Annotated in this window: 21 protein-coding genes and 1 pseudogene; 8 read left to right on the forward strand and 14 right to left on the reverse strand. The window is 56.7% G+C overall.

What is annotated here, in order from left to right; translation table 11 throughout:
- Window positions 1-24: 24 nt before the first annotated feature.
- The 9 genes from FFM53_RS18795 to FFM53_RS18835 form a co-directional block, all read right to left on the reverse strand.
- Window positions 25-993 (reverse strand): glycosyltransferase, encoded by a 969-nt coding sequence (locus tag FFM53_RS18795; protein WP_138386835.1) that lies wholly within the window; start codon window positions 991-993, stop codon window positions 25-27.
- Window positions 994-1,164: 171 nt separating this feature from the next.
- Entirely contained in the window at window positions 1,165-2,109 is a 945-nt protein-coding gene (locus FFM53_RS18800; RefSeq protein WP_017961657.1) for a glycosyltransferase family 2 protein, read from the reverse strand.
- An 83-nt stretch (window positions 2,110-2,192) separates the two neighbouring features.
- Window positions 2,193-3,014, reverse strand: a complete 822-nt coding sequence (locus FFM53_RS18805; protein WP_138386836.1) for a galactosyl transferase — start codon at window positions 3,012-3,014, stop codon at window positions 2,193-2,195.
- Between the two features lie 39 nt (window positions 3,015-3,053).
- On the reverse strand, window positions 3,054-4,058 hold the full coding sequence (locus FFM53_RS18810; protein WP_138387475.1) for a polysaccharide pyruvyl transferase family protein: 1,005 nt from the start codon (window positions 4,056-4,058) through the stop codon (window positions 3,054-3,056).
- A 32-nt stretch (window positions 4,059-4,090) separates the two neighbouring features.
- Window positions 4,091-5,593, reverse strand: a complete 1,503-nt coding sequence (locus tag FFM53_RS18815; RefSeq protein ID WP_138386837.1) for a lipopolysaccharide biosynthesis protein — start codon at window positions 5,591-5,593, stop codon at window positions 4,091-4,093.
- 151 nt (window positions 5,594-5,744) lie between these two features.
- Window positions 5,745-6,647, reverse strand: a complete 903-nt coding sequence (gene pssM / locus FFM53_RS18820; RefSeq protein WP_138386838.1) for an exopolysaccharide glucosyl ketal-pyruvate-transferase — start codon at window positions 6,645-6,647, stop codon at window positions 5,745-5,747.
- Window positions 6,644-7,150 (reverse strand): acyltransferase, encoded by a 507-nt coding sequence (locus tag FFM53_RS18825; protein WP_003542119.1) that lies wholly within the window; start codon window positions 7,148-7,150, stop codon window positions 6,644-6,646. Before FFM53_RS18825 ends, pssM begins: the two co-directional genes overlap by 4 nt.
- Window positions 7,150-8,301 carry a glycosyltransferase gene (locus tag FFM53_RS18830; RefSeq protein ID WP_138386839.1) on the reverse strand — a complete coding sequence of 384 codons (1,152 nt, stop codon included), beginning with the start codon at window positions 8,299-8,301 and terminating at the stop codon, window positions 7,150-7,152. Before FFM53_RS18830 ends, FFM53_RS18825 begins: the two co-directional genes overlap by 1 nt.
- Window positions 8,302-8,332: 31 nt before the next feature.
- Complete coding sequence (locus FFM53_RS18835; RefSeq protein ID WP_138330274.1) at window positions 8,333-9,406, reverse strand: endo-1,4-beta-xylanase; 1,074 nt, start codon at window positions 9,404-9,406, stop codon at window positions 8,333-8,335.
- A 136-nt stretch (window positions 9,407-9,542) separates the two neighbouring features.
- Between FFM53_RS18835 and FFM53_RS18840 the strand changes: the two genes are divergently transcribed.
- Complete coding sequence (locus FFM53_RS18840) at window positions 9,543-9,983, forward strand: hypothetical protein (RefSeq protein WP_138386840.1); 441 nt, start codon at window positions 9,543-9,545, stop codon at window positions 9,981-9,983.
- Window positions 9,984-10,013: 30 nt separating this feature from the next.
- Here FFM53_RS18840 and FFM53_RS18845 read toward each other — a convergent pair whose 3' ends face one another.
- The gene (locus FFM53_RS18845; protein ID WP_138387476.1) at window positions 10,014-10,904 is read right to left on the reverse strand and encodes a DUF6030 family protein; all 891 of its coding nucleotides are present in this window, start codon (window positions 10,902-10,904) and stop codon (window positions 10,014-10,016) included.
- Between the two features lie 124 nt (window positions 10,905-11,028).
- Between FFM53_RS18845 and FFM53_RS18850 the strand changes: the two are divergent.
- The 7 genes and pseudogenes from FFM53_RS18850 to FFM53_RS18880 all read left to right on the forward strand — a co-directional run.
- Window positions 11,029-11,229, forward strand: a pseudogene (locus tag FFM53_RS18850) (class I SAM-dependent methyltransferase); the annotation flags it as partial.
- A gap of 171 nt (window positions 11,230-11,400) precedes the next feature.
- Entirely contained in the window at window positions 11,401-11,826 is a 426-nt protein-coding gene (locus tag FFM53_RS18855) for a helix-turn-helix domain-containing protein (RefSeq protein ID WP_011653108.1), read from the forward strand.
- Between the two features lie 9 nt (window positions 11,827-11,835).
- Window positions 11,836-13,683 carry a peptide antibiotic resistance protein gene (locus FFM53_RS18860; RefSeq protein ID WP_138386842.1) on the forward strand — a complete coding sequence of 616 codons (1,848 nt, stop codon included), beginning with the start codon at window positions 11,836-11,838 and terminating at the stop codon, window positions 13,681-13,683.
- A gap of 20 nt (window positions 13,684-13,703) precedes the next feature.
- The gene (locus FFM53_RS18865) at window positions 13,704-13,916 is read left to right on the forward strand and encodes a hypothetical protein (RefSeq protein ID WP_003561841.1); all 213 of its coding nucleotides are present in this window, start codon (window positions 13,704-13,706) and stop codon (window positions 13,914-13,916) included.
- 42 nt (window positions 13,917-13,958) lie between these two features.
- Entirely contained in the window at window positions 13,959-15,167 is a 1,209-nt protein-coding gene (locus FFM53_RS18870; protein ID WP_138386843.1) for a YcaO-like family protein, read from the forward strand.
- Window positions 15,164-15,871, forward strand: a complete 708-nt coding sequence (locus tag FFM53_RS18875; protein WP_138386844.1) for a TfuA-like protein — start codon at window positions 15,164-15,166, stop codon at window positions 15,869-15,871. The genes FFM53_RS18870 and FFM53_RS18875 overlap by 4 nt, the downstream gene beginning before the upstream one ends.
- 103 nt (window positions 15,872-15,974) lie before the next feature.
- A complete protein-coding gene (locus tag FFM53_RS18880; RefSeq protein WP_003542090.1) occupies window positions 15,975-16,223 on the forward strand; it encodes a hypothetical protein in 249 nt (82 codons plus the stop codon).
- A gap of 400 nt (window positions 16,224-16,623) precedes the next feature.
- Here FFM53_RS18880 and FFM53_RS18885 read toward each other — a convergent pair whose 3' ends face one another.
- From FFM53_RS18885 to FFM53_RS18900, 4 genes are all read right to left on the reverse strand, one after another.
- Window positions 16,624-16,830: a hypothetical protein gene (locus tag FFM53_RS18885; protein WP_003542083.1), complete on the reverse strand. Its 207-nt coding sequence runs from the start codon at window positions 16,828-16,830 to the stop codon at window positions 16,624-16,626.
- A 1,317-nt stretch (window positions 16,831-18,147) separates the two neighbouring features.
- Window positions 18,148-19,272 (reverse strand): glycosyltransferase family 2 protein, encoded by a 1,125-nt coding sequence (locus FFM53_RS18890; RefSeq protein ID WP_138386845.1) that lies wholly within the window; start codon window positions 19,270-19,272, stop codon window positions 18,148-18,150.
- On the reverse strand, window positions 19,269-21,023 hold the full coding sequence (locus tag FFM53_RS18895) for an ABC transporter ATP-binding protein (protein WP_138386846.1): 1,755 nt from the start codon (window positions 21,021-21,023) through the stop codon (window positions 19,269-19,271). Before FFM53_RS18895 ends, FFM53_RS18890 begins: the two co-directional genes overlap by 4 nt.
- Window positions 21,016-22,092 (reverse strand): glycosyltransferase family 2 protein, encoded by a 1,077-nt coding sequence (locus FFM53_RS18900; protein WP_138387477.1) that lies wholly within the window; start codon window positions 22,090-22,092, stop codon window positions 21,016-21,018. Before FFM53_RS18900 ends, FFM53_RS18895 begins: the two co-directional genes overlap by 8 nt.
- Window position 22,093: the final 1 nt, after the last annotated feature.

The following is a 22,093-nucleotide window of genomic DNA, read 5'->3' on the forward strand; positions in this document are numbered from 1 at the left end:
CGATGCCGCGGTTTAGTGCTTTTGTCATTTGGCACCGACCTGAGAGTAGATCGTTTTATTCATCGTAGATCGCTGCTTGAGAAATTGGCGCAGGATCCCCTGTCTCACCGACTGCGCCCAGAGCAATTTGAAGCGAACGCCGCTTGGCGGAAATCTCTTGACGACGAAGCTGGCCGGCACCATCAGAAGCCATCTCAAGGCGCTAGCGATGGGCAGACCGCCAATTTTCGTTTTTCTGTCGAAGAGGTCCGGCCGAACGATAACCAAGCCCATGCCATAACGCTCGCCGCGCCGCAAAACCCAGCCTTCGTTCACATAGCCCTTCCTGACAATGTGCCGAACCCCGGGATGCCGCGAGTGAAAAGCCTTGGCTCCATTCTTCTCCAACCTGAGAGCGAAAGCAGTATCCTCACCCATGGGGAACTGAGCGACAGTGGCATCGGGGCCGAGGCCGTCGTGAACGATATAGCTGGATCCTAAAATGGAACGACGGAAGGCCGAATTCGGCCCCGATATCAATGCCGCTGAAATCGGCCCCTCGGGTAGACCGCCATTTAGCGCATAAAGAATCCCCAGATGCCCATACTTGACTAACCACGGTGCAGGCCTTTCCTCCCATTCGGGCGTGATTAAGCCGCCGAATATGGCAAACTGTGGCTGCTCATCTGCCAAGGTGAGAAACTGCTCGATCCAATCCGGCGCGGGAATGACGTCGTCATCGGTTAAAATGACGAGTTCGCCCTCCAGATGGCGGAAGCCCAAAGTCAATGCGTACTGCTTACCTTGTTTTGGCTCAAAATAAACTTCCAGCGGAAGCCGCTCCTTATAGGAATTCAAGACTGCTGCAGTGTCATCGCTGCTGTTGTTGTCGACCGCAACGATTTTCCATTCTTCCTTCGGTAAGGTTGAAGCGCACAGTGCGTCAAGCATCGTTGGCAGAGTCTTCTCGCCGTTATAAGTTGAGAACAGTATTGTAACCTTGACTTTGCTCATGTGATGCTCCGGACCTCATTTCGGTCGGGTCGCTTCCCTGTGCGATTCGGGTCACGCCTTTACCGATGTCTTGGGCCTGCGATAGAACGCTGTCGATGCGTGGGCGCAAATACTGCCATATATTTTTGATGAGCACCGAGAGTTTCAAATTACTGCCTCCTATGCAATCGATTACTGCGTCATCGTCTGAGAAACGTATCGGCGAATGCCGGCGCGATAGCCACGCATGTAATAATATTTCCAGATCGCCCAGAAACGTTTCTTCGATCGCGGCAGGAGATAAAGCATTGCTGCCCGGAAGGCCCATTGTGCGCTTTCGATCCAGGTCGGAAGCGGAACTCCGCTTAACCTCACCCCTCCAGGCACCTCGTCGGGAAAGAGCGCGGGCATGCCGTAGCCAAGCCGCTCACCTCTTTTCTGTACCCAATCCTCCGTCACGCTCGATGCCGGAATCCAATGATGGACCACGGCCTCGGCGCATCGATAGGACTTGGCGCCATTGGCCGCCAGGCGAATGATGATTTCCGCATCTTCACCCATGGCGAAAATCTTTCCGGGAAGAGGACCGATATCTTCGCGGTAGCGCACGCTTGTTCCGAGCAGCTCTCGCCGGACGATCGTGTTCGGGCCCCAGACTTTCGTCGGGTCACACGGTCCGCTTTGGGTGTCATCGACTATCGCAAAGGTGGATCCCATCGGAATCCATTCGATAAACCTGTCTTTTGGTTCTTTCTCCCATTCAGGGACGATTCTGCCGCCGAAGACGCCATAACTCGGATGGGCTGCGGCGCAGTCGACGATCGCTTTCAGCCAGTTCGGTTCGGCACGAACATCGTCGTCCGTAAAGACGACGAGATCCCCCTTCACCCGATCCAAGGCCATATTCAGCGCGCCGGACTTTCCCGGCTTGCGCTGCTGCAGGATGGTGATGGGAAGCTTGTCGCTATAGGTTTCCAAAAGATCAAACGTGCCGTCATTGCTATTGTTGTCGACGGCTATCAGTTCCCACCGATCATGGGGAAGCTCTTGGCGCACCAAGGAATCCAAAGTATGGCGCAGCCGGCGGCTGGCGCCATTGTAGGATGAAAAAAGCACGCTGACCAATAGATCCGACATCAGTTATCAACCCTCTTGGTGAAGTCGAAAGAGAAAAGCTTCATATTTTGACTGCCTGTGCGATGTTCGAGAGGGATCGGCGCCTACGCGGGGTTCGACCGCGTCTTACCGAAAAACTCGCGCCTGTGACCCTCGCCGACCATCCTCAGCTTACGAAGATTGCGCCACCACCGCCGCGGTTTGGTGAGTACGCCGCGGTTCAGGAAATACTGTCGCAGCAGGCTCGGTGCCTGACTATGCGATCCCCCGTGGGCGACCCGATAGACCGCCCCGCGAAAGGGAAGCTTCGTGAGCGGCGCTCCCCGTTGCGCAAGAATATCCGCTATGCGGACATGGCTGCCCAGCATCGACTTGATCCAGTCGAGCGAAGCATCCTCAAAGCGTTGCGGCAGTTCGTAGAGATCGGCACGAATAATCAATGAGGTACCGCAGAGATGGCTGAAGTCGTCGTGGCCAAACAGGAAGTTGCCGCCATCGTCCCAGATATAACCATGGTCGATCGTCCATCCGTTGGCGTCCCGATTTTCGGACACGTGCTGAACGATTCGCGAACTGACGAAATCGTCGTCATCGACAATCATGAAGAAGCGACTGTCGGTGGCGTTCAACATGCCACTGAGAACACGACGGCCTTTGTCTGCCCGGAAGGCATCGAGGAAGTCTTCCTTGCTGCCCTTTCCAAGCTCATGCAGGTCGTTCGGCGGAAAGGTGACACGCACGGCGGAGAATTTTTCCGGCAGGTCAGGCAGATCGGCGCCTTCGTTTGCCACGATAATGCCGCGCCAGTCCCCATTGGTCTGGTTGGAAATGGAAGCCACGGTCTGGGTCAGATTTGCCTTCAGCCTGCTCCAGTCGCGGGCATTGTCCTGATGTCGGACCGGGATAATGAAGGTGACAAGTGTCATCGGATTACCTCCTGATCCTGCAAGCGCGCAGCGTCTCCGTCATCCGCGCGCTCCTTGCCCGGCCTGGTGACGCGCCCACTCGATTCCATCTTCAAGCGATGTTGCCTTGTATGAAAGGTCGGTCCCGCCGGAGAACGCATTCATGAAGCGGCGGATCTTTCCGTAGCTGTTGTCCAATACGGCATGCGGCCGGCCAAGCAGCAGCGAGCAGATATGGACATGCAGGCGATCGGTAACGATGGCGCGGGCGCGCGAAATCTGGCTGATGCCGCGCTCGAAGCGGTTGTGCGCTGCGGCGTCCAGCTTGCGCAATGCCACTTCGCTCGGCTTCAGTGCCAGGAAAGCCGAAGCTGCCCCTAACTTCTTGGCGATATCAACCTTGCGTTTCGACTCGGTGATCCAATCTTCCACGGGAATATCGGAAGGGATCTTGCGATCGGTGCCGCCAACCCTTTCCGCATCCTCTCGCAGCATAGCGAGGACGGAAATTTGCGTTGCCCTGTCCGGCAGCGGCCCGATGGCGAAGGCCATGTCGGGGCATAGCCGGACGGCGCAGTCGAAGTGCTTCTCGGAAAATTCCTTCGATTCTTCATCGCGCACCAGCAGGACGAAATTCTTGTGACGCGCGATTGCGCGTGCGGATTGCTCGATGCGCTCAGGTGAACTGTAGTGGATAGACTGCGGGAACTGGACGATCTGCCGATCCGGGAAACGCTCCATGATGGCTTCGCGAAAATCCTGATGGGAAACCCAGATGTCGCCGAAATTGCCGCCGCCATGAATGAAAATCGGACCGGTCGGTACGCGTTTTTTTAGTTCATCTGCGGAGAAGTCCGCCGTTCTCGAAACATAGTCCGGGCGTTTGCCGAAGCGATCCTTCAGATAGGCCATTTCACCCAGCCAGATTGCGGAGTCGCCGCAATTGCGGATGTCGGGGAAATCGAGGATTGCAAGCGGTTCATCGCGTGAGACATAGTCTTTCAGGCAATCATGGATCATACCATTAAGTTTTGCGATCAGCTCCGTTCTGGATTGGCTGGTCATTCTGCCTCTCTTGTTGATGTTCGTTTTAGCTTTTAGGCCGACTTGGGTAAGGCCATACGTTTGGCTTTTGACAGGAACTTGACAAAGATACGCTGAACTTCGGTTTCCGGGCCATTTGGCTTCTTCATCGCGAGCCAAAGGACAAAGCTGGAACCGACATAGAGAATACCGCCGGTGATGACCAGTATGGCCAGATGGAGAGCCAGGCCCAGCTTATCGGTCGGCATGTTCATGACATGCGACAGTCCCCAGACGCCGGCGGCCATCAATGCGACGCTGGCAAGCGCGCGGAAGTTGGCCCCGAGTTGCTGGAAGAACGGCAGGCCGATCAGTCGCTTGACGAGAAGCATATTGACCGCGGTGGAAATCAAACCCGTCAACACACGCGCATAGACGACGCCTGGAAGTCCGGCAATCATCAGGCCGACGATGATGATGGGAACGCGGACCACCAGCATCTGGGCGTCGCGGATGAACAGCAACTTGGTATGACCCTTTGCCATGCCCAACGGCTGGACGAGGGAACCGAGCGTCTGCAGAGCAAAGACCGATGCGAGCGCCTGGACGATAAAGATGGCGGGAATCCATTTCTCTCCCAAGGCGAGCCGCATCATCGGATCAGCCACGACCGCCATGCCGATTCCAGCCGGAAGCGCCACCGCAGCCAAAAGCGCCTGCGCGCGCTGATAGGCGGCGATAAGCCGGACCGGGTCGTTGCGTACTCTGGAAAAGCCCGGATAAATCGTCTGGTTCAACGGTGCCGTCGCCTCACGGGTCGGCAGCGTCGATAGGGTGTTGCCGACGGTATAGTGGCCTAGCTGCGTGGCACCCAACATCTTGCCGATCAGCAGATACTCGATCCGCCAGTTCAGCGTATTGACGATCTGTCCTGCGGTCAGCCAAAGCGAGAACGAAAACAATTCCCGCGCATGCCGGAAGGTTATGCGCGGCCAGAACGGCAAGACGGTATAGGAAACGATGATATTGGTAACCTGATAGGCGAGGGTGCCGAGAACAAGAGCCCAATAGCTCTGGTAGATCGCAGCGATTGCCACCGTCACGACGAAGCCGACCAGCTTTTGCGATACGTTGAGAACGAATTCCTGCCAGAAGATCAGATCACGCTGGAGCATGACGCGACGTGGATTGGCCAGGCCGCTCAGAAGCAAGCTGAAACTCAAAGCCAGCATGACGCTTGTCAGCCGGGGCTCGTTATAAAATTCGGCAATTGGAAAGGCACTGGCGGCAAACAGCAAAGCCAGGATCGCGCTTCTTGTCACGCTCAGCGTCCAAACCGCGCTGAAATGAACTTCGCTCGGGTCCTCGTGGCGGATGAGCGCCTGATTGAGCGAGAGTTCGGTGACGGAACTCAGGATGATCTGGATCGTCGTTGCAATGGCAACGAGACCGAAATCGGACGGTGCGAGGTACCAGGCGAGAACGAAGGTGCTGAGCGCCGAAAGCCCGTTGACGATGGCGCGGGACAGGCTCAGCCACATGCTGCCCTGGATCAGCCGGTCGGTAACACTGCTCATGGTCGAACGGCTCCGCACGTCAAGGACACTGACCGTTCAAGCGGGCCAAGCGCCCATCCAAAGTACTTCTCCCCCTTGCGGGAAGAGAGGGTGTCGATGAGTTTAGAAAGGATCATGCCTTATCGCCTCGTCACGAATCGGGTTTGCAGGGTCAAAGGACGCTTGCCGTTTTCTTGGAAAAATCCTGCTTCAGCCGATCCAGTTCCAGCAGCATTCTGTTGTGCGCATTTACCATGGACTCGTCGGAACTTAATTGTCCCGGCTTCTCTGCTACCCGCTGCAGCGTCTTGACCGTTGACCCGAAGACATAATTGCCGGTGAGCTGCCGGATGCGGCGGTGGCGGAACGTTATGTTCTTCAAAAGATAGGTGTTATTCCGTGCCAGTGACGCGCCTGCTTCGACGACGTTTGACGGGCCGATCGGGTCGAAGTCGATCTCCAGATCAAGCGCACTTGCCCAATCGTACCACTTGGCTCGGTTCCCCGGCGCGATCGGCCGGATCGCCCGCCAGGGAACGCGTAGCGCGTCTGAGATAATGCAGCCGTGCATCGCCTCGGAGACCACTTTATGCGATGCGCTGATTTCGGTTAGAACCTTTTCCACCGGCCAGCGCGGATCGATATAGTGGATGCCGGCGAGATCGCAGACTTTATCCCAGCTGCCGTACATGGCGCTTTCGTAGTGCGGCATGAAGGACACGGGATAACGTTTTTCGATGCTTTTCGCATCCCAGCAGCTGCGCGTGAGGATGCCCGAATCGCCGATGGCGTAGCTCGGATCAATGCCGAGGACCTCGGCGGTCTTCTTTCCGCGCACGAAATAGAAGGTCCAGTTGCCGTCGACTTTCGGCGGGTTGGTGTAGCCGCCATAACCCGAGCCGAAGACGATCTTCTGCATGTTCGGGTCGAAATTGTCGTAGAGAATCGAGCCGATGCCGAGAAAGAGCTGGCTTTCGTCCTCATCGAAGAAGCCGGGCAGCAGACGCTCCCAGAGCCAATGGTTCAGTTCGTCGCCAAAATTCTCGTGTTTCCCCCGGTAGGCAAACATCTTCATCGTGCTTCTCCAGTCGGCAAGTGCGTCACGATCTGCGAGACCGTCTCGTCTTCGCGTGCCATGCGTCCGTAACGCGAAATGATCTTGATATCGCTGCGGATAATCTTTGCCGGATTGCCTGCCACGAGCGAGCGCGGCGGCACGTTCTTGGTCACCACCGAGCCCGAGCCGATGACACATTCGTCGCCGATTTCGACGCCGGGCAGAATGATGCTGCGGGCGCCGATGAAGCAGCGCTTGCCGATCCTCGTGTGGAGGTAGAGCCCGCGTGTGAGATCGTGGGTGAGAATCGCAGCCTCAAAGGCGACGTACGTTTCCGCGCCGATATGCAATCCCTTCGGGTTGGTCTTGTCGAAACGAACGCTCAAGGAAAAGCTTGCCGTCGGATCGATGTCCATTCCCCAGAATTTCGTATAGTAGAGCCATTTGGCCGTCACAATGCTGTTCCGCAGCGGCCGAAATACATTCAGTCCCCACTTCGGCTTTTTTCCTGTCTGCACCATCAAGTCCGACCCCGGCTGGAAAATTCATCTAGCACGGAACTGTAATAGTCCTCGAGCATCCCCGTTTGGCGACGTAAGTCGAAACGCTCGGCCACCAGAAGCGGTGCCCGCGCGCTAAAGGCTGTCCACAGAGCCTGGTCGTTGAGCAGCCTTCCGACTGCCTCGGCCATTCCCGCGACATCCCGCTCCTCCACGAGATAACCAGTTTTCCCCTCTTCGATCGCTTCGCCCACGCCTCCCGAGCGAAATGCGACAACCGGGGTGCCGACGGCTTCCGCCTCAAGATTGGCGAGGCCGAAAGCTTCGGCGTGACCATTGTCGAGGGTCACGCTTCCATGAAGATAAAGCTCCGCACTGGCGAGCAGGTCTCTTATCTCAGTCTGCGACAGATTTTCATGGATCGTGACGCTTGGCAAGGAACGACGCGCCAGTGCTTCCATTTCCTCCTTCAAGGGACCCTGGCCGACCATGACGAATTCGACAGGGGTGCCGGCAGCAGCCACACGCGAAAGCGCATCGATCATGAAACGATGGCCCTTATAGTCGACGAAGCGGGCAATTGAAACCACGAGCCCTTTTTTTCGCGGACGGGGCTCCATTTTGAAGAGATCGAGATCGATACCGATGTGATGGCGATAGACACGTTCGGCACGAAAGCCGAGCGCCAGCAGCCGATCGCGGATGAAATCGGAAACGGCGATGTTCCAGCTGTTCCAGCCGGCCATCTCGCTCCGGCCCTTTGCAAAGAAACGCACCTGATTGAAGCCGCCCGGCTTTTTCGGGTCACCGCGATAGGTGGCGTCGAAGCCGTGGAACGTCGTGACCAGCGGCTTGCCGGCGGCGCGCGCCAATGGACCGATGACATACCCGTTCTTGCCAAAATGGGCGTGAACGAGATCGGCTTTGCCGATCGCGGGAAAGAGGAAAGGAAGGCCAATCTGCGGGATTTTCAGAAGCAGTTCACCGGCCCGTGCAACGGGCGACCGACGGATGTCATGAACCGGAACAGTGGATTTTTTTGTATGGGCCGAAGAAATTCGCGAGCCAGCAAGGATTTCAGCTTCGAAAGAACGAAACGCTACCGCCTGGTTGAGAACAAATGCCTGGCTGGCAGGCAAAAATTTTTCCACATAAATAACGGCTTTTTTCATGAATCTGTTTGCGTCTCCGTTGTCTTGCGCATCACATCGCCTCTATTGCCCGCCGGATACCGTCAACCGCACTTCTTGGCGCATTGTTTTCGTCGTAAAGATTAACGCGCTTCGTGCAAGCCGCAGCGGGATCGGTCGCTTTCTCATCGGGCTCGCCGTATTTTTCCGACATGCCCCATACCGTCACGCCTTTCAAGTCACCATGTTCGGCGGCAACGGTAATCACGTCACCGAAAATATCGGCGTAGGATGCCGGCGTGAAGGCTTTGTCGCGGTTCAGGAAGTGGCAAGACGCATCCAGCTCGGTGATGAAAACGCCGACACCCATGTCCTTCAGCGCCGCGCAAAAGCGCCCCATTCCTTCCGGATCGATCCGGTCGAGGCCGGGGCGGAAATGCGCCTGCAGCCCCACCGCATTGATCGGCGTTTTTTTGGCGACGAGGTCCTCGACGATTTTCAGGATGCGCGCGCGCTTCTGTTCGAACACGTCGGATTTTTTCTCCAGATGCGTTTCGTTGAGCACCAGCGTCGCGCCCGGATTGGCCTGGTGCGCCATGTCGAAACTCATACGGATATAATCGTCGCCAAGAAGGCGTCGGAAAACACAATCCCGCAGATCCGGTGCATCATACTCCAACGGTTCGTTCACTACATCCCATGCATCGATCGAGTTCTTATAGCGAGTGACAACCTGTTTTATATGACGGTTCATCGCCGCCTGAATGGTCTTTGCGTCGGTGATGTCCGAGACCCAGCCCGGGACGCGATACCAGATCAGCGTGTGGCCATAAACCCTCATGTTGTTTTTGCGTGCAAATGCAACCATGCGGTCGGCGCTGCCGAAGCTGAAAACACCGGGTCTCTTTTCCGTCGAATTCCACTTCAGCTCGTTTCGTGGCGTTATTGAATTGACGTTGTCGATGTAGATCTCGGCAGCAATTGGATCGTTGATGTTTTGCAGGTCGATTGCCGATCCGAATCGGAACGACTTCCTGTCGGCAAGGACGCGCAGCCCTGCAGCGGCAGGCACCTGTGCCAGGGCCTGGCCCGTACGGACGTACAACAGAGCGAGCGGAACCGAGGCGAGGAAACGTCTTCTATTCATTCTATCTCTCACTGTTAGCTTTTTTCATGTCCGCGGTGGAATTTGAAAGGCCGGACTCGTCGGCACCGACCCATGAGATTCGCGTTCAATTCAGCAGAGTAATACAACCTAAAATATACTTTCCCCGCAGGGGATATTGTTGGTGTCTGCTAGACTTTTCAGCATATTCCAAGATATAAACCGCTCGGGGAGGGCGCTCGTGATGGAAGATTGGTCCAGCTATCTGATGAGCTATTTTCATATGGCATTTCAAAATGCCGTTTTTTTTATGGCGACCGTTCGAAGCGGTCTGTCTCTTCTCGATGACTGGCAGTTCTCGGTCCTTGCTCTCGGCATCATCGGCATCATTTTCCTCCCGTTCGCAGCGCTGGTCAGAATGTCGTGGCGGTTGCGCCGATCGGAGGTCGTCATTCGCTCGCTGAACGAAGACCTTGCTCAAGTCACGCAGGACCTCAATGTCGAGCGTGTCTGGCGTCTGGCGGGTGGGGACAGCACCGAACGGCCGAGTGCGGACAGTTTGAAAGAGCTCTACAAGATAATGGCCAGACATCACGACGATGCGAGTCACATGGCGTGATCAGTCCGTGCATGGCATGAAGCCGAAGACCTAATGCCGATGTTCCTGACTTTCAGCCGGCGTTTCGGTATGGGGAGGTTTGGAGACTGATTCCGGTTGCGCGCTGTCGATCTCGACTGCGGGGTCCGGCAACGGCAGCCATCTTCTGCCGGAAAAATAATTTCTGGTACTTTTCTGAGGTCCTGAAGTCGCATCCAGCGAGAGCGTGAAGTTGTAATTCCCGGGATTGAGTACCTCGCGGGTGAAGCCGATACTGGCTCCGAAGCCGTCTTCCTTGATGTCCTTCAGATTCTTGATCGCGTTCAGGGTCTCGTGAAAATCGAGCCATTGCGGTTGCTGCAGCATGATTTCGAAAATTCGCAGAATGCCGGGATCGAGCTGGCCATTTTCATCGGTCTCGGGATTGATGATTTTCACGCGCATATTGTTGATCGTGCCGGCGGCGTTGCCGCGAACGATGACGAAGATAGAGCTCGGGAGCTGATCCTTCTCCCGCTTGCCGCTCTGCTCGAAAAAGCATTCAAATGTATCGGCGTTGAAACTTGCCGCCGCCCAGTCGCTGGTTTCGATGCCGGCATTGCGCAGCGCCGCACACATTGCGGCGCCGGATATCCGCCATGTCCGCAGGAAAGTCGACGCGGTCTGTACCATCGGCGGTTCGATGATATGCAATGGAAGCGTGAAGGTGGCCGGTGGTGTGGGGCGGGGAAGGGCTTTGGGGGGAGGCGGTCTGACCTCCTGGGGAAAGAGATCGAAGCCAAAATAATGTCCAACCGTCTTTAGGTGTTTCATGTTGTTGGAAAGCAGCACCGTTCCCATGACCAGCGAGAGGGAAATCGTCAGCAGCAACCAGAAGACCACGGGAACCCGCGGTTTCCCCACCGGCTGTTTCGCATATGCGGACGACGAATTATCGGGCAAGCTTGTCTTCTCCGGCGCGCGAGAAGGGGTTTCGATCGAGCTGTCTAAATCCAGCAGTATACATTTATCCGTTAAATATCTTTGGCTTCTTGTCGGCAATTGGGCACCTTTGTGCCTCGTCATTGGGCATATCAAGTTCTGGTGGAAAAACACGCTGAGCACGCTGCTGCTGGATGCCGGCTTCGACAATGTTCGTTTTGAGTATGTCGGAAGAATTCCCGTTTTCGCCAAGTCGATGATCGCCGTTGCGCAAAAACCTCTCAGAGAGGGTGTTGCAGCGGCAGTGATTTCGGATAGCATTCGCTGGCTGCGAGGTGCGCGATAGAGAACGCAGGTGCACCCGCGCCAAATGGCGCTGCTGCGATAATCCACAGGTTGTTTTTACTGTGTGCGCTGCTGAAAAAAATCCTTACGAAATATTTACTTTTAGTTGCATTCTTGCTTAAACTCTCCATTATACAGCCGGGCGTGCTGATAAAGCGGGAGACTTATTCACATGAAGGCTAAATCGCCGAATTCGATTGACGTCTATGTTGGCAACCGCGTGCGCGTTCGGCGAAAGACGCTCGGGATGACTCAGAACGGCTTGGCCGAACTTCTGGGTATTACCTTCCAGCAGATCCAGAAATACGAAAAGGGAACGAATAGAATAGGCGCCAGCCGTCTTCAGCGCATATCCGAGATTCTTCGTGTGCCCGTCGGCTTTTTCTTCGAGAACGGCGGCTCCGGACCGATCGACGGCGCGACGAATGAATTGAACAGCTTTTTGTCCTCGAAGGAGGGGCTGGCGCTTAACAAGGCATTCATCGCCATCGAAGACCCGAATATCAGGCAAAAGCTGGTGGCGTTGGCCAAAAGCCTGGCAGTCGCGGGATTGCCTGACAGCGACAGTGAGCTGCAGGATTCGGTTGTGAACAGCTGAGGACGGATCGTGCTCCACCTGCAGACATTCGGCGATCTGCGGTTGATCGAGACGACTGGCGACCCGGTTCGCTATCCGATCAAGGGCCTGTTGATGATGGCCCATCTCTATGCCGGCGCGAGCCATGAACTCAGCCGCTATGAATTGGCTCAGTTTCTATGGAATGACGTCGAACCCGAGCTGGCGCGGCTCAATCTGCGCAAGCTGCTTTCCCGCATCCGCGAGACAGACGGCGGACGCGCCGAAATTCCCTTCGATTTCACCGCCACCACGGTTCGCCTCAACACGCAGGCGGTTTCCAGCGATCTGGATATTTTTCGCGCCGGCGGTTCGCCGCTGGAGCGGCTGAACGCGATCGCCGAACTGACCCAGCGTGGGTTCATCGGAAATATCAAACCAGCGACAAAGCTGATAGACGCCTGGATCAGAGCGCAACGGGACGCCCAGGCGCTGCAATTGCGGCAGGCATTGCTGGATGCGTTGCCGGATGCGCAAAAGCCCGGCGCTGCGCGCTCCATTTCCGGCGCCGCCCTGCAGATCCTCGAACGGGATCCGAATGACGAGCAGGTGAGGGCCTTGCTGCACCGGCTATCCGGCGGTTCGTCCCTCAGCGAGAGATTGCCGAACGGCGACGGCCATGCCAGGGTGCAGGTTAAGCGTTCCGAGGCCGGCGGTGAGACAACTGCGGACATCGAACGCGTATCGCAGGCGCCGCTGATCCTACCTCGGCTGGTGCTGCTTCCCCCGACATCGAAACATGCCGATGCCGGGCTTGCGCTTGCCAACGCCCTGATCGAAGACGTGACGATCGAACTCTGCGCGCTCCGAAACATTTCCATCGTAGCGCCCCATACGGCCGGCCAGATCCGCCGCGACTCCGAGAAGGCTGCCGTGGTCGCCCGTCACTCGATCGCCTATCTTCTGGATACACGGCTTTCCGAAGAGGGATTGTTCGCGCAGCTGGTTTATTTTCCCACGGACGAGATCATCTGGGCCAATCGCTTTACGATGACGCCCGATATATTGCCGCGTCAGAGACGGCTGATCGCGCAGCAATTGACCATGTCGGTGGCCCGCGAGCTGGCTGAAAACGAGGAAGAGCGCTTACGCTTCGAAGCCAATCCTGAGGCCTATCACGCCTATCTGGTCGGCTCGAGCCTGATGAGCAAATTGACATTGCCGCATATCCGCCGGGCCCGAAAAGCTTTCAAGCAGTCGCTGTCGCATAAGGCGGATTTCTCTCCGTCATTTACCGGGCTGGCGAGAACTTTCACCAGCGAGTGGCTCGTGACGGCGCAGGGAAACAATGAGCTGCTGCATCTGGCGGAGGAGAACGCGCTTCGGGCCATCGAGCGGGACCCGGCATCGGCGGCGGGCCATCGCGAGCTTGGCGTCACCAAACTCTATCTCGGCGATGTCGATGCCAGTGTCGCAGCACTTGATCTGGCGGAACAACTCAGCCCGCATTTTGCCGATGTCATCTACAGCCATGCCGACACGCTCGTGCATGCGTCCCGCCCCGGCGACGCGCTCGCCAAGATCAGAAGAGCGATTTCGCTCAATCCGATCGCGCCTGACGCCTACCTCTGGTGCGCTGCGGGAGCGAGCTTCTTCCTGGAACAGTACGAGGATGCCATCGCCTATGTTGAGGCGATGAAAGACAAAGCGCCGGCCCATCGCATCGCCGCGGCCAGTTGCGCAATGATCGGCGATCGAAAACGGGCGCTATTCCATCGGCAACGAGCCGAAAGCATCAACCCGGTCTTCGACGTCGAGAAGTGGCTCGCCATCGTTCCCTTCAAGGAAGATTGGCAAAAAGAGCTTTATCGAGAGGGCCTGCTGAAGGCCGGTTTTTAACAATAGCTGAGGGGCATTACATGGCGAAAGCTGTCATTATAGGTATACCTGGTGAGGCGGGTCTCTGGCTTGCCGATCTCGACGCGGGTACGGTCAAGCCTCTCAATCCGACGGGGGAATTGGCGACTGCAAACGGCCTGCGCAAGGCCGGCGGCACATTCGTGAAGGGCGTCGACCTCGCCGTCGCGGTTTCCTCGGCGCAGGTTGCCCTTTCCGGTCACGTCGACGGCTGAGCCGGCATTCTGACGCATCGATCCATATATTCAGACAGGGTCATGTCGCCGCGGGAAACCCTTTCCCGCGTCGAACCTCTTTTGGCCGGGTTCGGCATCACCAGGGTTGCGCGACATACCGGACTGGACGATATCGGAATCCCCGTCTGGTGCGCATACGCCCCGAATTCCCGCTCGATCGTGATTGCCCAGGGAAAGGGCCTGACCGATCTCGATGCCAAAGTATCCACCGTCATGGAAGCCCTTGAACGGGCGGTCGCCGGCGAACCCTCCGTCGATCTCGTCCAGGGCAGCTCTTCCCATCTGCAGGCAATGGGGCACAAGACCGACGCGCTGAACTGCCTGACCGCTCTTCATAAACCCGATCTCGGACCGGACGAAGAGGCGGAATGGGTTGCCGGCGTCAATATCCTCACCGGCGAGGAGGTCTATATCCCCTTTGAAGCGGTGGTGCTCGACCGCACACGTGACGCGCGATACTGGATGTCGTCGGATGGCCTGGCCTCGGGAAACAATGTCGAGGAGGCGATCTTGCACGGCGTCCTGGAGCGTATCGAGCGTGACGCCCATGTGTTGTGGCAGGTGGGCGCGGAAGCGGATCGTTATGCCGGCTGCACCGATCCCCGCGGCTTTCAGGACGGCGCCCTGGACGGGTTGATCGACAAGATCGAAACCTCGGGATTGGCGCTCAGGCTCTTCGATATCACCAGCGACATCGGGATCCCCTGTTTCACCGCCATGCTGGGTCCTGGGGACCTCCTTCTGGGTTCCCGGGATCTTCACGGCACCGGGGATATTAGGCTTGGGGACATTCGCCTCGTCGAAGTGACCGGCGGTACCGGGGCTCATCCGTCTCCCGTCCGTGCGGCCATTCGGGCGGTGACGGAAGCCGTGCAATCCCGGCTGACCTATATCAGCGGAGCCAGGGACGATATTTCTCCTGTAACTTTCTCAAGACGCCTGCCGCCGCTGATGCGGCAGGCCTTCGCTGTGGTTGCCGCACCACCCGCTGCCACCATCGGCAGTGACGGGGTGGCAGGACATCGGCAACAGGATCTGGCGCAGTTGCTGCAGCATGTGCTCGACGCGCTCAGAAACAGGCGGATCGTTTCGGTCATCGCCGTGCGCCTCAGCGAGGACACGCTTCCGTTCAGTGTTGTCAAGATTGTCATTCCTGAGCTCGAAAATCCGGAGGGGGAGCGCGCCCGGCGGTTTGGAACGAGGGCGCTTGCCAGGGCAATAGGGTTTTGAAGCTCATTTTCGCAGGTCCCAGTCTTCCCGATGCGGCGTCGCTTGCCGGCGAGCGGATACGCGTCTTGCCGCCTGCCACGCAAGGCGATGTCCTGGCGGCGGTGGAGCAGGGTGCCAATGTCATCGGCCTGATCGACGGCGGCTTCGAATATGCCGCACCGGTCTGGCACAAGGAAATTCTCCATGCTCTGTCGCTCGGCGTCGCGGTTCTCGGGGCGGCAAGCATGGGCGCGTTGCGCGCTGCCGAATGCCATCCATTCGGTATGATCGGGATCGGGCGCATTTTCGAAGACTATCGCACCGGCCGGCTGGTCGACGATGCCGCCGTCGCGCTCACGCACGCGCCGAGCGCGCTGGGCAGCAAGCCGCTGACTGTACCGCTCGTCAATGTCAGCGCAACGCTTGATGCGATGGAGCATCACGGACTGCTGGAAAGTCGGTTGCGCCAGCAGCTCGAAGATGCCGCAAGCGCGATCTTCTTCAAGAAGCGAACGTGGCGGGCGGTCGTCGAGCAATGTGCAGGGCTGGCCGAACCGGATCGTGCGGAACTGCTGTCGGCACTTCTGTCGAATGCCGTCGATCAAAAACGCATCGATGCCTTGGAATTATTGAAAGTGGTGCAGGACGTCCGCGACATTCGCTCGACTGCCGATCTGCCCTGGAAACTGAACGACACCTCATTCCCCACGCGCCCTGCATTGTGAACCGAAACCGGCAATAGTCACCGAGGGTTGTGTCACGCTTTTTTCACGGGCTGGATCACCTCCACACGCGTATCTTCTCTTCAATTCATTGGAGAAATGGGGCATGGGCGTGACATCGGTTGTCAAGATAGATGCAGACCAAGGGGCGGAAGACGGTCTGGAAGAGCTCGTCGCGTTGGCGCGGATGATCGCCTATGCGCGGCAGGTCGCTCAGGATGTCAAACTGCCGTTCGCGACGAATTGCCTCGACCTTGCGCTTGAGGCAGTGAAGCAGGAGGTTGGGGAAGGCTTGACCAGGGAACTGGCCGAATTGAGCTCCCCGGTTCCGCAAGTGAGTGTGAGAAGTCATTAGTACGGCGCGTCCGATAGGGCGCGCCGAGAACGCTCCATCACTTCAAACTCGCGATAACCCTGAAAATCAGCTTCGATTTTCGGGGTTATTCGTGTGGTTGCGCGCAGCCGAGCAGTCATCAATCGAACGGGGCCGTTTATTTCAATCGCGGTGAGATAACACGCTGAAACGCACGCTTGGTATGTGCCGATGCTTCGGCGCGTCGGGTCAATTGTTAGGGAAGCCCGGCTTGTTCCCGGCCGCTGGCGCTTCATTCAGAAGCTGTTCGAAATCCGTCTCACGAATGGTTTCAAGCGAGGGGTAAGCGGCTTCGCTGACGTTGCCTCCGGGCAGGGAGGCGGCGCGATTTCGCACTCAATGTCTTCTGCACGACCAGCCGATTAGCGACCGACTCTTCATCTCAATGGGTCAGGTTGCGCTTCTGGGCCAGCAACAGAATGTAATCGTCGGCAATGTCTGCGATGGCCATTGCGACTTCCGCCGGATCGCATCCCTCGACCTTCGTATTTGCAATGAACTGATAGACCGCCTTCTCGATCTGCTTCCGGCAGATCATCACGCGCTCATCGTAACCAAATTCCGGAATCTGCGATGCTATATCACTCATCAGGTCGGCTCCCTCACTACTTACAGTGACCATGACACAAATTATAAGTTGAGCAAGCGAATGCTTTATGAAGGGTTAATTCGCTGCCGAGGTGCGACCATTTCGACACAGGTCAGCCATCTCACTGGCCTCCGCGTGTTGAATCAGGACAGGTCAACTGCGCCCCGAGCAATCGCTTGTATCGTATCGGGAGGCTCGTCAAAGAGAACAGGCATGTCTTACATCGTTGAGTTTTGTGTCGGCATTTCAATTGGCGAGCCCAGGCTTATATGCCGACTTTTGAAAAGACGGGCCGAATGCTATCGGCCGAATTGGGTCGGTGCAGGTCGCAGCAAATTAATAAATATCCTTTTTTATCAATACTTTATGCTTTAATCCAGCAGTCTTGTTTGACGCCGGCAACCTTTCTCCTTGCCACCGTCTCAGGATTGTTGGGGGTCATCGGCTGTGACAATCATCACCGATGATGCAGGCATTTGCCGGGTCGTTGAGAACTCGGTGTGGGAGGTAGCTTTCCGTAGATCTTCTGTTCCCGTGTCGAAGGTACTGCCGATGCTTTTGAAAGTGTATGCACAATAAGTTGGGATCGATAATTGAGTGCAGCAAGTAAAAATTTATCAAAAGGTAAAACTATGAATTTCAGACAATGGTTGTATTTAAAAATAAATTATAAGACGATTAAATCTTAATATGATAGCGATCATTGGCTTTGTTATTCTGCACCGCTGCAGAGATACTAATGGAGTTCTATCTGATAATAATCTCGACTTGATGACGATCTTTCTGTCTCCGCAATTTCATTGCCGATCCGAAAGCATCCCCGAGATGAATTGAGGCGATGGTCGGAAATATTGACAGAAGAGAACCCGAATTTTGCTCTTCACTTGCCGATGATGGGGGATTTTCTGATCAAACCGAACTCAACAGCATAGTATCACCATCCGAAGTAAAATCTATTTATGCCGATGCAGCGATAACGGCTGTCGCATTTGGCAACCAGCCAAAAAAAAGCAAAGTCGAGGACCCGTCGGGGTGGGTGACGGGTCCTCCGGTAGGAATGCTTGCACGTGCGTAAGCATGATTACAGTAAAACTCGGTATTGTCACAGATCATTATTGGGGCGATTGCTTTTTTCATAACTCGTTCGCTTTTTTACTAGTTGCTATTCTGCTTAAATATCAAAGTTTGTAATAGAAGTAGCGGAGTAATCGCCACGCCGATTGGGGTGATGGGTTGTTAAACCTTTAGCGGTTTCACCGGCCGAGCGAAAACTGCCATCAGCGCTGGCGCCACCGACAGACGTGTAGCCGGCAGGCATCAAGCCTCCTGCGACGAGGTCGCCGCAGAGCATTCGCCGGACCGATCGATCTCCGACAAGCGCCTGAACAATGCCTTCGTCCTGAAGCGTGACCAACCGCCAACCAATGGGACAAGGGGGTCTATCTCTTCGAATTTCTTGAAATTCTTTCTCTTTTGTTCCCTGACCGGCCAGGCTTTGGACAATGTCCTGCGTGCGGCTCTGTCGGCTTTTGAAAGGATCAATTTGTATAGGACGTCGGAAGCAAGCATTGGGCTATGATGATAAATGTGCTTGAGCGAGGTCGCGGCGCGGCGCCAATCTTTCAAAGCGGCAAATTTTGAAAATGCATAAAGATGCGCCGACGCGCGGGCGCAATTGGCGACAAAAGTCGGAAGCTGTGGATTGCGGGCGATACATTGCTCGGTCACAGCCAGAAGCGATAGCGCCATTTGCGACCTGTCGGAAGACATGGCTGCTGAGTGAATACGATATCCCACTAGACCCAACGGCACCGTCTCGATCTTGAAATGCTCGGCTGTACGAAGTTCGAAGTCGAAATCCTCGCATCCTCCGATACCCTGCCTGGCGTAACTTGAATCGTAGCCACCGATCTTCTCAATGACAGCGCGGCGAACCATGAAGCCGCTGCCATTGCCGACGAAGCGGAATACGAGATGACGGTTGAAAATGGTGTCCCTGGCGTTCAGTGACGAACCGGATCTCGTGCAATATCCCTCGGGATCGATGTGACGGTGAAGGGCATAGACCGCGCCCCAGGTATTCGGCAGGGGATGGAGAGCCGAAAGCATTCTTTCGATATAGGTCCGATGCCATAGGTCGTCGGCATCGAGGAAGGCGATATAGTCGGATTTCGATGCTTCAATCCCGGTGTTGCGGGCCGCGGCGACGCCACGGTTTTCAGTCGAGACAATCCGGATCCTTGGATCACTCGCGGCAAAATGGCGGCAGATCGAGGCAGTGTCGTCCGTCGAGCCGTCGTCGACGATGACGATCTCCAGCGCCCTGTGGGTCTGGTCGATGGCGGACTGGAGCGTCTGGGCAAGGTAGTTTCTGGCGTTATAGGCGGGGATCACGACGGCCACCCGAATCCCGGACATCGTTGACATATCCATCTCCGTCACCCGAGCTTCGACGTGGGAGCGGGAGGGCGGAGATCGATCCGATTCTTCATCAGCCTGGCCACAGCGGGTCGATGGCTAACGACGATGAGCGTTCTGCCGGCGTCTTCTTTCATCGCCGAAAACACCCGCATCTCGGTCTCTTCGTCGAGCGCGCTTGTCGCTTCGTCCAACAGCAGGATTTGAGGCCGGCTGGCGAGCGCGCGCGCCAAACCTATGCGCTGCCTTTGCCCGCCCGAAAGCCGGATCGCCTCGTCGCCCAGCCATTCATCGAAGCCGTACGGCAGATCGTTGATGAACTCCGTTGCGCAGGCCACATCGGCCGCCCAGCGGATATCCTGCTCCGAGATATCGCGGCGAAACCGGATGTTGTCGAGGACCGTGCCCTCCATCAGTTCAACGTCCTGGCCCGACACGGAGAGCAGTTGCAGCCAGCTGGAACGGTCGATGGTTGTCAGATCCTTGCCGTCGACCGTGATCCGGCCCTGGGTCGGCGGATTGAGATCGAGAATCATGTTGAGGATTGTGGTTTTGCCGGAGCCGCTTGGCCCCGTCACAGCCGTCGTCTCGCCTGCTCTGATTGCGAAGCTGAGATCGTGAACTGCCGGCGCGTTCGATCGCTCATAGGCGAACGAGACGTTGTGGAAGACAATTGCTTCCGCCAGGCGGCTTACCTTCTCCCCTTGCGAGGCCTGCTTGATGTCATCCTTCTCCGAAAGCAGCGCCAGTACGTTTTGCAGGGACGCTTCCATCTCGTAAAGGCTGAGAATCTGGGAATCAAATCCCTTGATATGCGGCTGAAGCCTGTAAAGAAGGATCGTGGCCGAGAGCGCTGCCTTGAAATCCACCGGCAGGAATTCCGAGGACAGAATGATCGTCAGGATGACCCCGAAGGTCAGTATTTCGCTGAGAAGCGAGGTTATCGCTCCCATCCAGTCCGACCGGCGCCAGGTCTGGCCGACGTCGTTGGAAAGCGCCTCGAAGAGTTGTTGATGGCGCTTTTCCATGCCGAAGCTTTTGACGGCCTTCAAAGTCTGTAGCGTTGTCCAGCTCAACTGTGTCAAGGCTTCGACGGCAGCCAGTGCAGAGGCACCGAGACGGCGGTAGGCACCGGCAAAGAAACCCAATACAAAATTATGGATGAAGCCGAAGGCGAGCGCGAGCAAGGCGATCGGCCAGGCCATGACCAGCATGCCGACGCCGAAAATCACAATCGTACCGAAATTGACCCCCAGACGTACGAGGCTGGCATGCGCCGACGACACCGCATAGGATTCGGTCGCGATGACGTTGATCAGGTCGCTGCGCTCATAGTCCTGAAAACGCTGGAAGGGCATGGTCAAGACCTTGGCGTAGAGGCGGTCTCGCATGCGGTCGCTAATCCGGTGGTTGACTGCGCTTGCAATGAGCGAATTGGCGCATCCCAAAAAAATCCGGAACAGGATGGAGCCGATAAGAATGCCGATCAGGACAGGCTTCGAAAGACTGAGGTCGATGCCGCCAAAAAACGCCGGAAGCCATGCCACGGCGGAGCCGGAAACGGGACCTTGCTGCCCGAGAAGAAAGACGAGGCTGACCAGAAAGGTGATGCCGACCATTTCGGAGAACCCTGTGAGAATTCCCAGGATGATCATCACCGTCATCTTGAGCCGCAGCGCCGGTACGAGTTGCCGAAGCTCGCGAAACCGAGACGCAACGACCAGGTTGTAGGCTCTTGCGGGCATAGCGGAAGGCGGCTTTCGAAACCTATTCATTGTCGACCATCCGCGAAGAGGTCAGGCTTATTGCCTCCCTGGCAGGCGTGGCCACGAAACGATCGCTGAATGCTGTTCCGGGTTGCGGCAGGGGCGCGCCCCCGAGGCGGGCTTTCGGCCGCGCCGAAGATTTGCCGAGGACGCGCTTTGCCGTCCGCAAGACGCGTTTTGCTTGGCGCCAGCCCTGCTGCACCGCATGGACCACGAGGCGCGAGGAATATTTTCTGACCATCATCGGCGCCAGCTGTTTGACCTGGGCAAAGTCCTTGCCGAGAAACGCCTTTTTGAAATACCAGCGTGCGGTGTTGAATTCGGCTGTCTGGATGTCGCGCGTAAAATGCGGGTAACGCGTGATGATTGGGGCCATGACCAGAGCGTGGGACTTGAGCATCCTGTAGGCGTTGCTGGACATATTTCCCTTGGTAAAGCGATAACCGGTCAGGAAATCGGGAACCAGCGCAAAGGGCAAGGTTTCGGCCAAGGCCAGATAAAGTTTCAGATCCTCACATCCCTCGGCGCCGTTGTCGCGCAGGCTGGCGTCATAGCCGCCGCAGCGAAGAATGTCCGCCCGCGGCATCAAGGGTGTGCTGCCATTGCCGATGAAATTTTCCCGCAACAGAGGTTCGAAGATAGTCCCTTGATGCAGGACTGGTCGCGAATTACCGAAAATGATGCCGTTTTCGTCGATCGCCGCATACCAATTGTAGGCGACCCCACGTCCGTCCGGAAATTTCCCTAGTGCCTCGAGCTGGAGTTCGATTTTGCGAGGGTGCCATAAATCATCGGCATCGACGGGGGCTATATAAAGGCCGCGTGCGTCCTCGATGCCGTGGTTGCGCGCGCGCGCAACCCCACCATTCTCCTGGCGGAGAACACGGACACGGCGATCGGTCAGGCTGTAGTCGCTCGCAAGATCGAAGGTATTATCCCGCGACCCGTCGTCGACCACAAGGATTTCGAGCTTGTCATAGGACTGGCTAGAGACGCTTTGCAATGTTTCGGCAAGCGTCTTCTCGGCATTGTAGGCCGGTATGACGACGGTGATGAGAGGGGCCGCTGCGCCTGATATC

Origin of the sequence: Rhizobium indicum, assembly GCF_005862305.2 — a bacterium.
Lineage (GTDB): Bacteria > Pseudomonadota > Alphaproteobacteria > Rhizobiales > Rhizobiaceae > Rhizobium > Rhizobium indicum.

Excerpts from the sequence above, each read along its gene's own strand:
- FFM53_RS18795 (WP_138386835.1), bottom strand. The coding sequence starts at position 993 with ATGAGCAAAGTCAAGGTTACAATACTGTTCTCAACTTATAACGGCGAG.
- FFM53_RS18800 (WP_017961657.1), bottom strand. The coding sequence starts at position 2,109 with ATGTCGGATCTATTGGTCAGCGTGCTTTTTTCATCCTACAATGGCGCC.
- FFM53_RS18805 (WP_138386836.1), bottom strand. The coding sequence starts at position 3,014 with ATGACACTTGTCACCTTCATTATCCCGGTCCGACATCAGGACAATGCC.
- FFM53_RS18810 (WP_138387475.1), bottom strand. The coding sequence starts at position 4,058 with ATGACCAGCCAATCCAGAACGGAGCTGATCGCAAAACTTAATGGTATG.
- FFM53_RS18815 (WP_138386837.1), bottom strand. The coding sequence starts at position 5,593 with ATGAGCAGTGTTACCGACCGGCTGATCCAGGGCAGCATGTGGCTGAGC.
- pssM (WP_138386838.1), bottom strand. The coding sequence starts at position 6,647 with ATGAAGATGTTTGCCTACCGGGGGAAACACGAGAATTTTGGCGACGAA.
- FFM53_RS18825 (WP_003542119.1), bottom strand. The coding sequence starts at position 7,150 with ATGGTGCAGACAGGAAAAAAGCCGAAGTGGGGACTGAATGTATTTCGG.
- FFM53_RS18830 (WP_138386839.1), bottom strand. The coding sequence starts at position 8,301 with ATGAAAAAAGCCGTTATTTATGTGGAAAAATTTTTGCCTGCCAGCCAG.
- FFM53_RS18835 (WP_138330274.1), bottom strand. The coding sequence starts at position 9,406 with ATGAATAGAAGACGTTTCCTCGCCTCGGTTCCGCTCGCTCTGTTGTAC.
- FFM53_RS18855 (WP_011653108.1), top strand. The coding sequence starts at position 11,401 with ATGAAGGCTAAATCGCCGAATTCGATTGACGTCTATGTTGGCAACCGC.
- FFM53_RS18865 (WP_003561841.1), top strand. The coding sequence starts at position 13,704 with ATGGCGAAAGCTGTCATTATAGGTATACCTGGTGAGGCGGGTCTCTGG.
- FFM53_RS18870 (WP_138386843.1), top strand. The coding sequence starts at position 13,959 with ATGTCGCCGCGGGAAACCCTTTCCCGCGTCGAACCTCTTTTGGCCGGG.
- FFM53_RS18880 (WP_003542090.1), top strand. The coding sequence starts at position 15,975 with ATGGGCGTGACATCGGTTGTCAAGATAGATGCAGACCAAGGGGCGGAA.
- FFM53_RS18885 (WP_003542083.1), bottom strand. The coding sequence starts at position 16,830 with ATGAGTGATATAGCATCGCAGATTCCGGAATTTGGTTACGATGAGCGC.
- FFM53_RS18895 (WP_138386846.1), bottom strand. The coding sequence starts at position 21,023 with ATGAATAGGTTTCGAAAGCCGCCTTCCGCTATGCCCGCAAGAGCCTAC.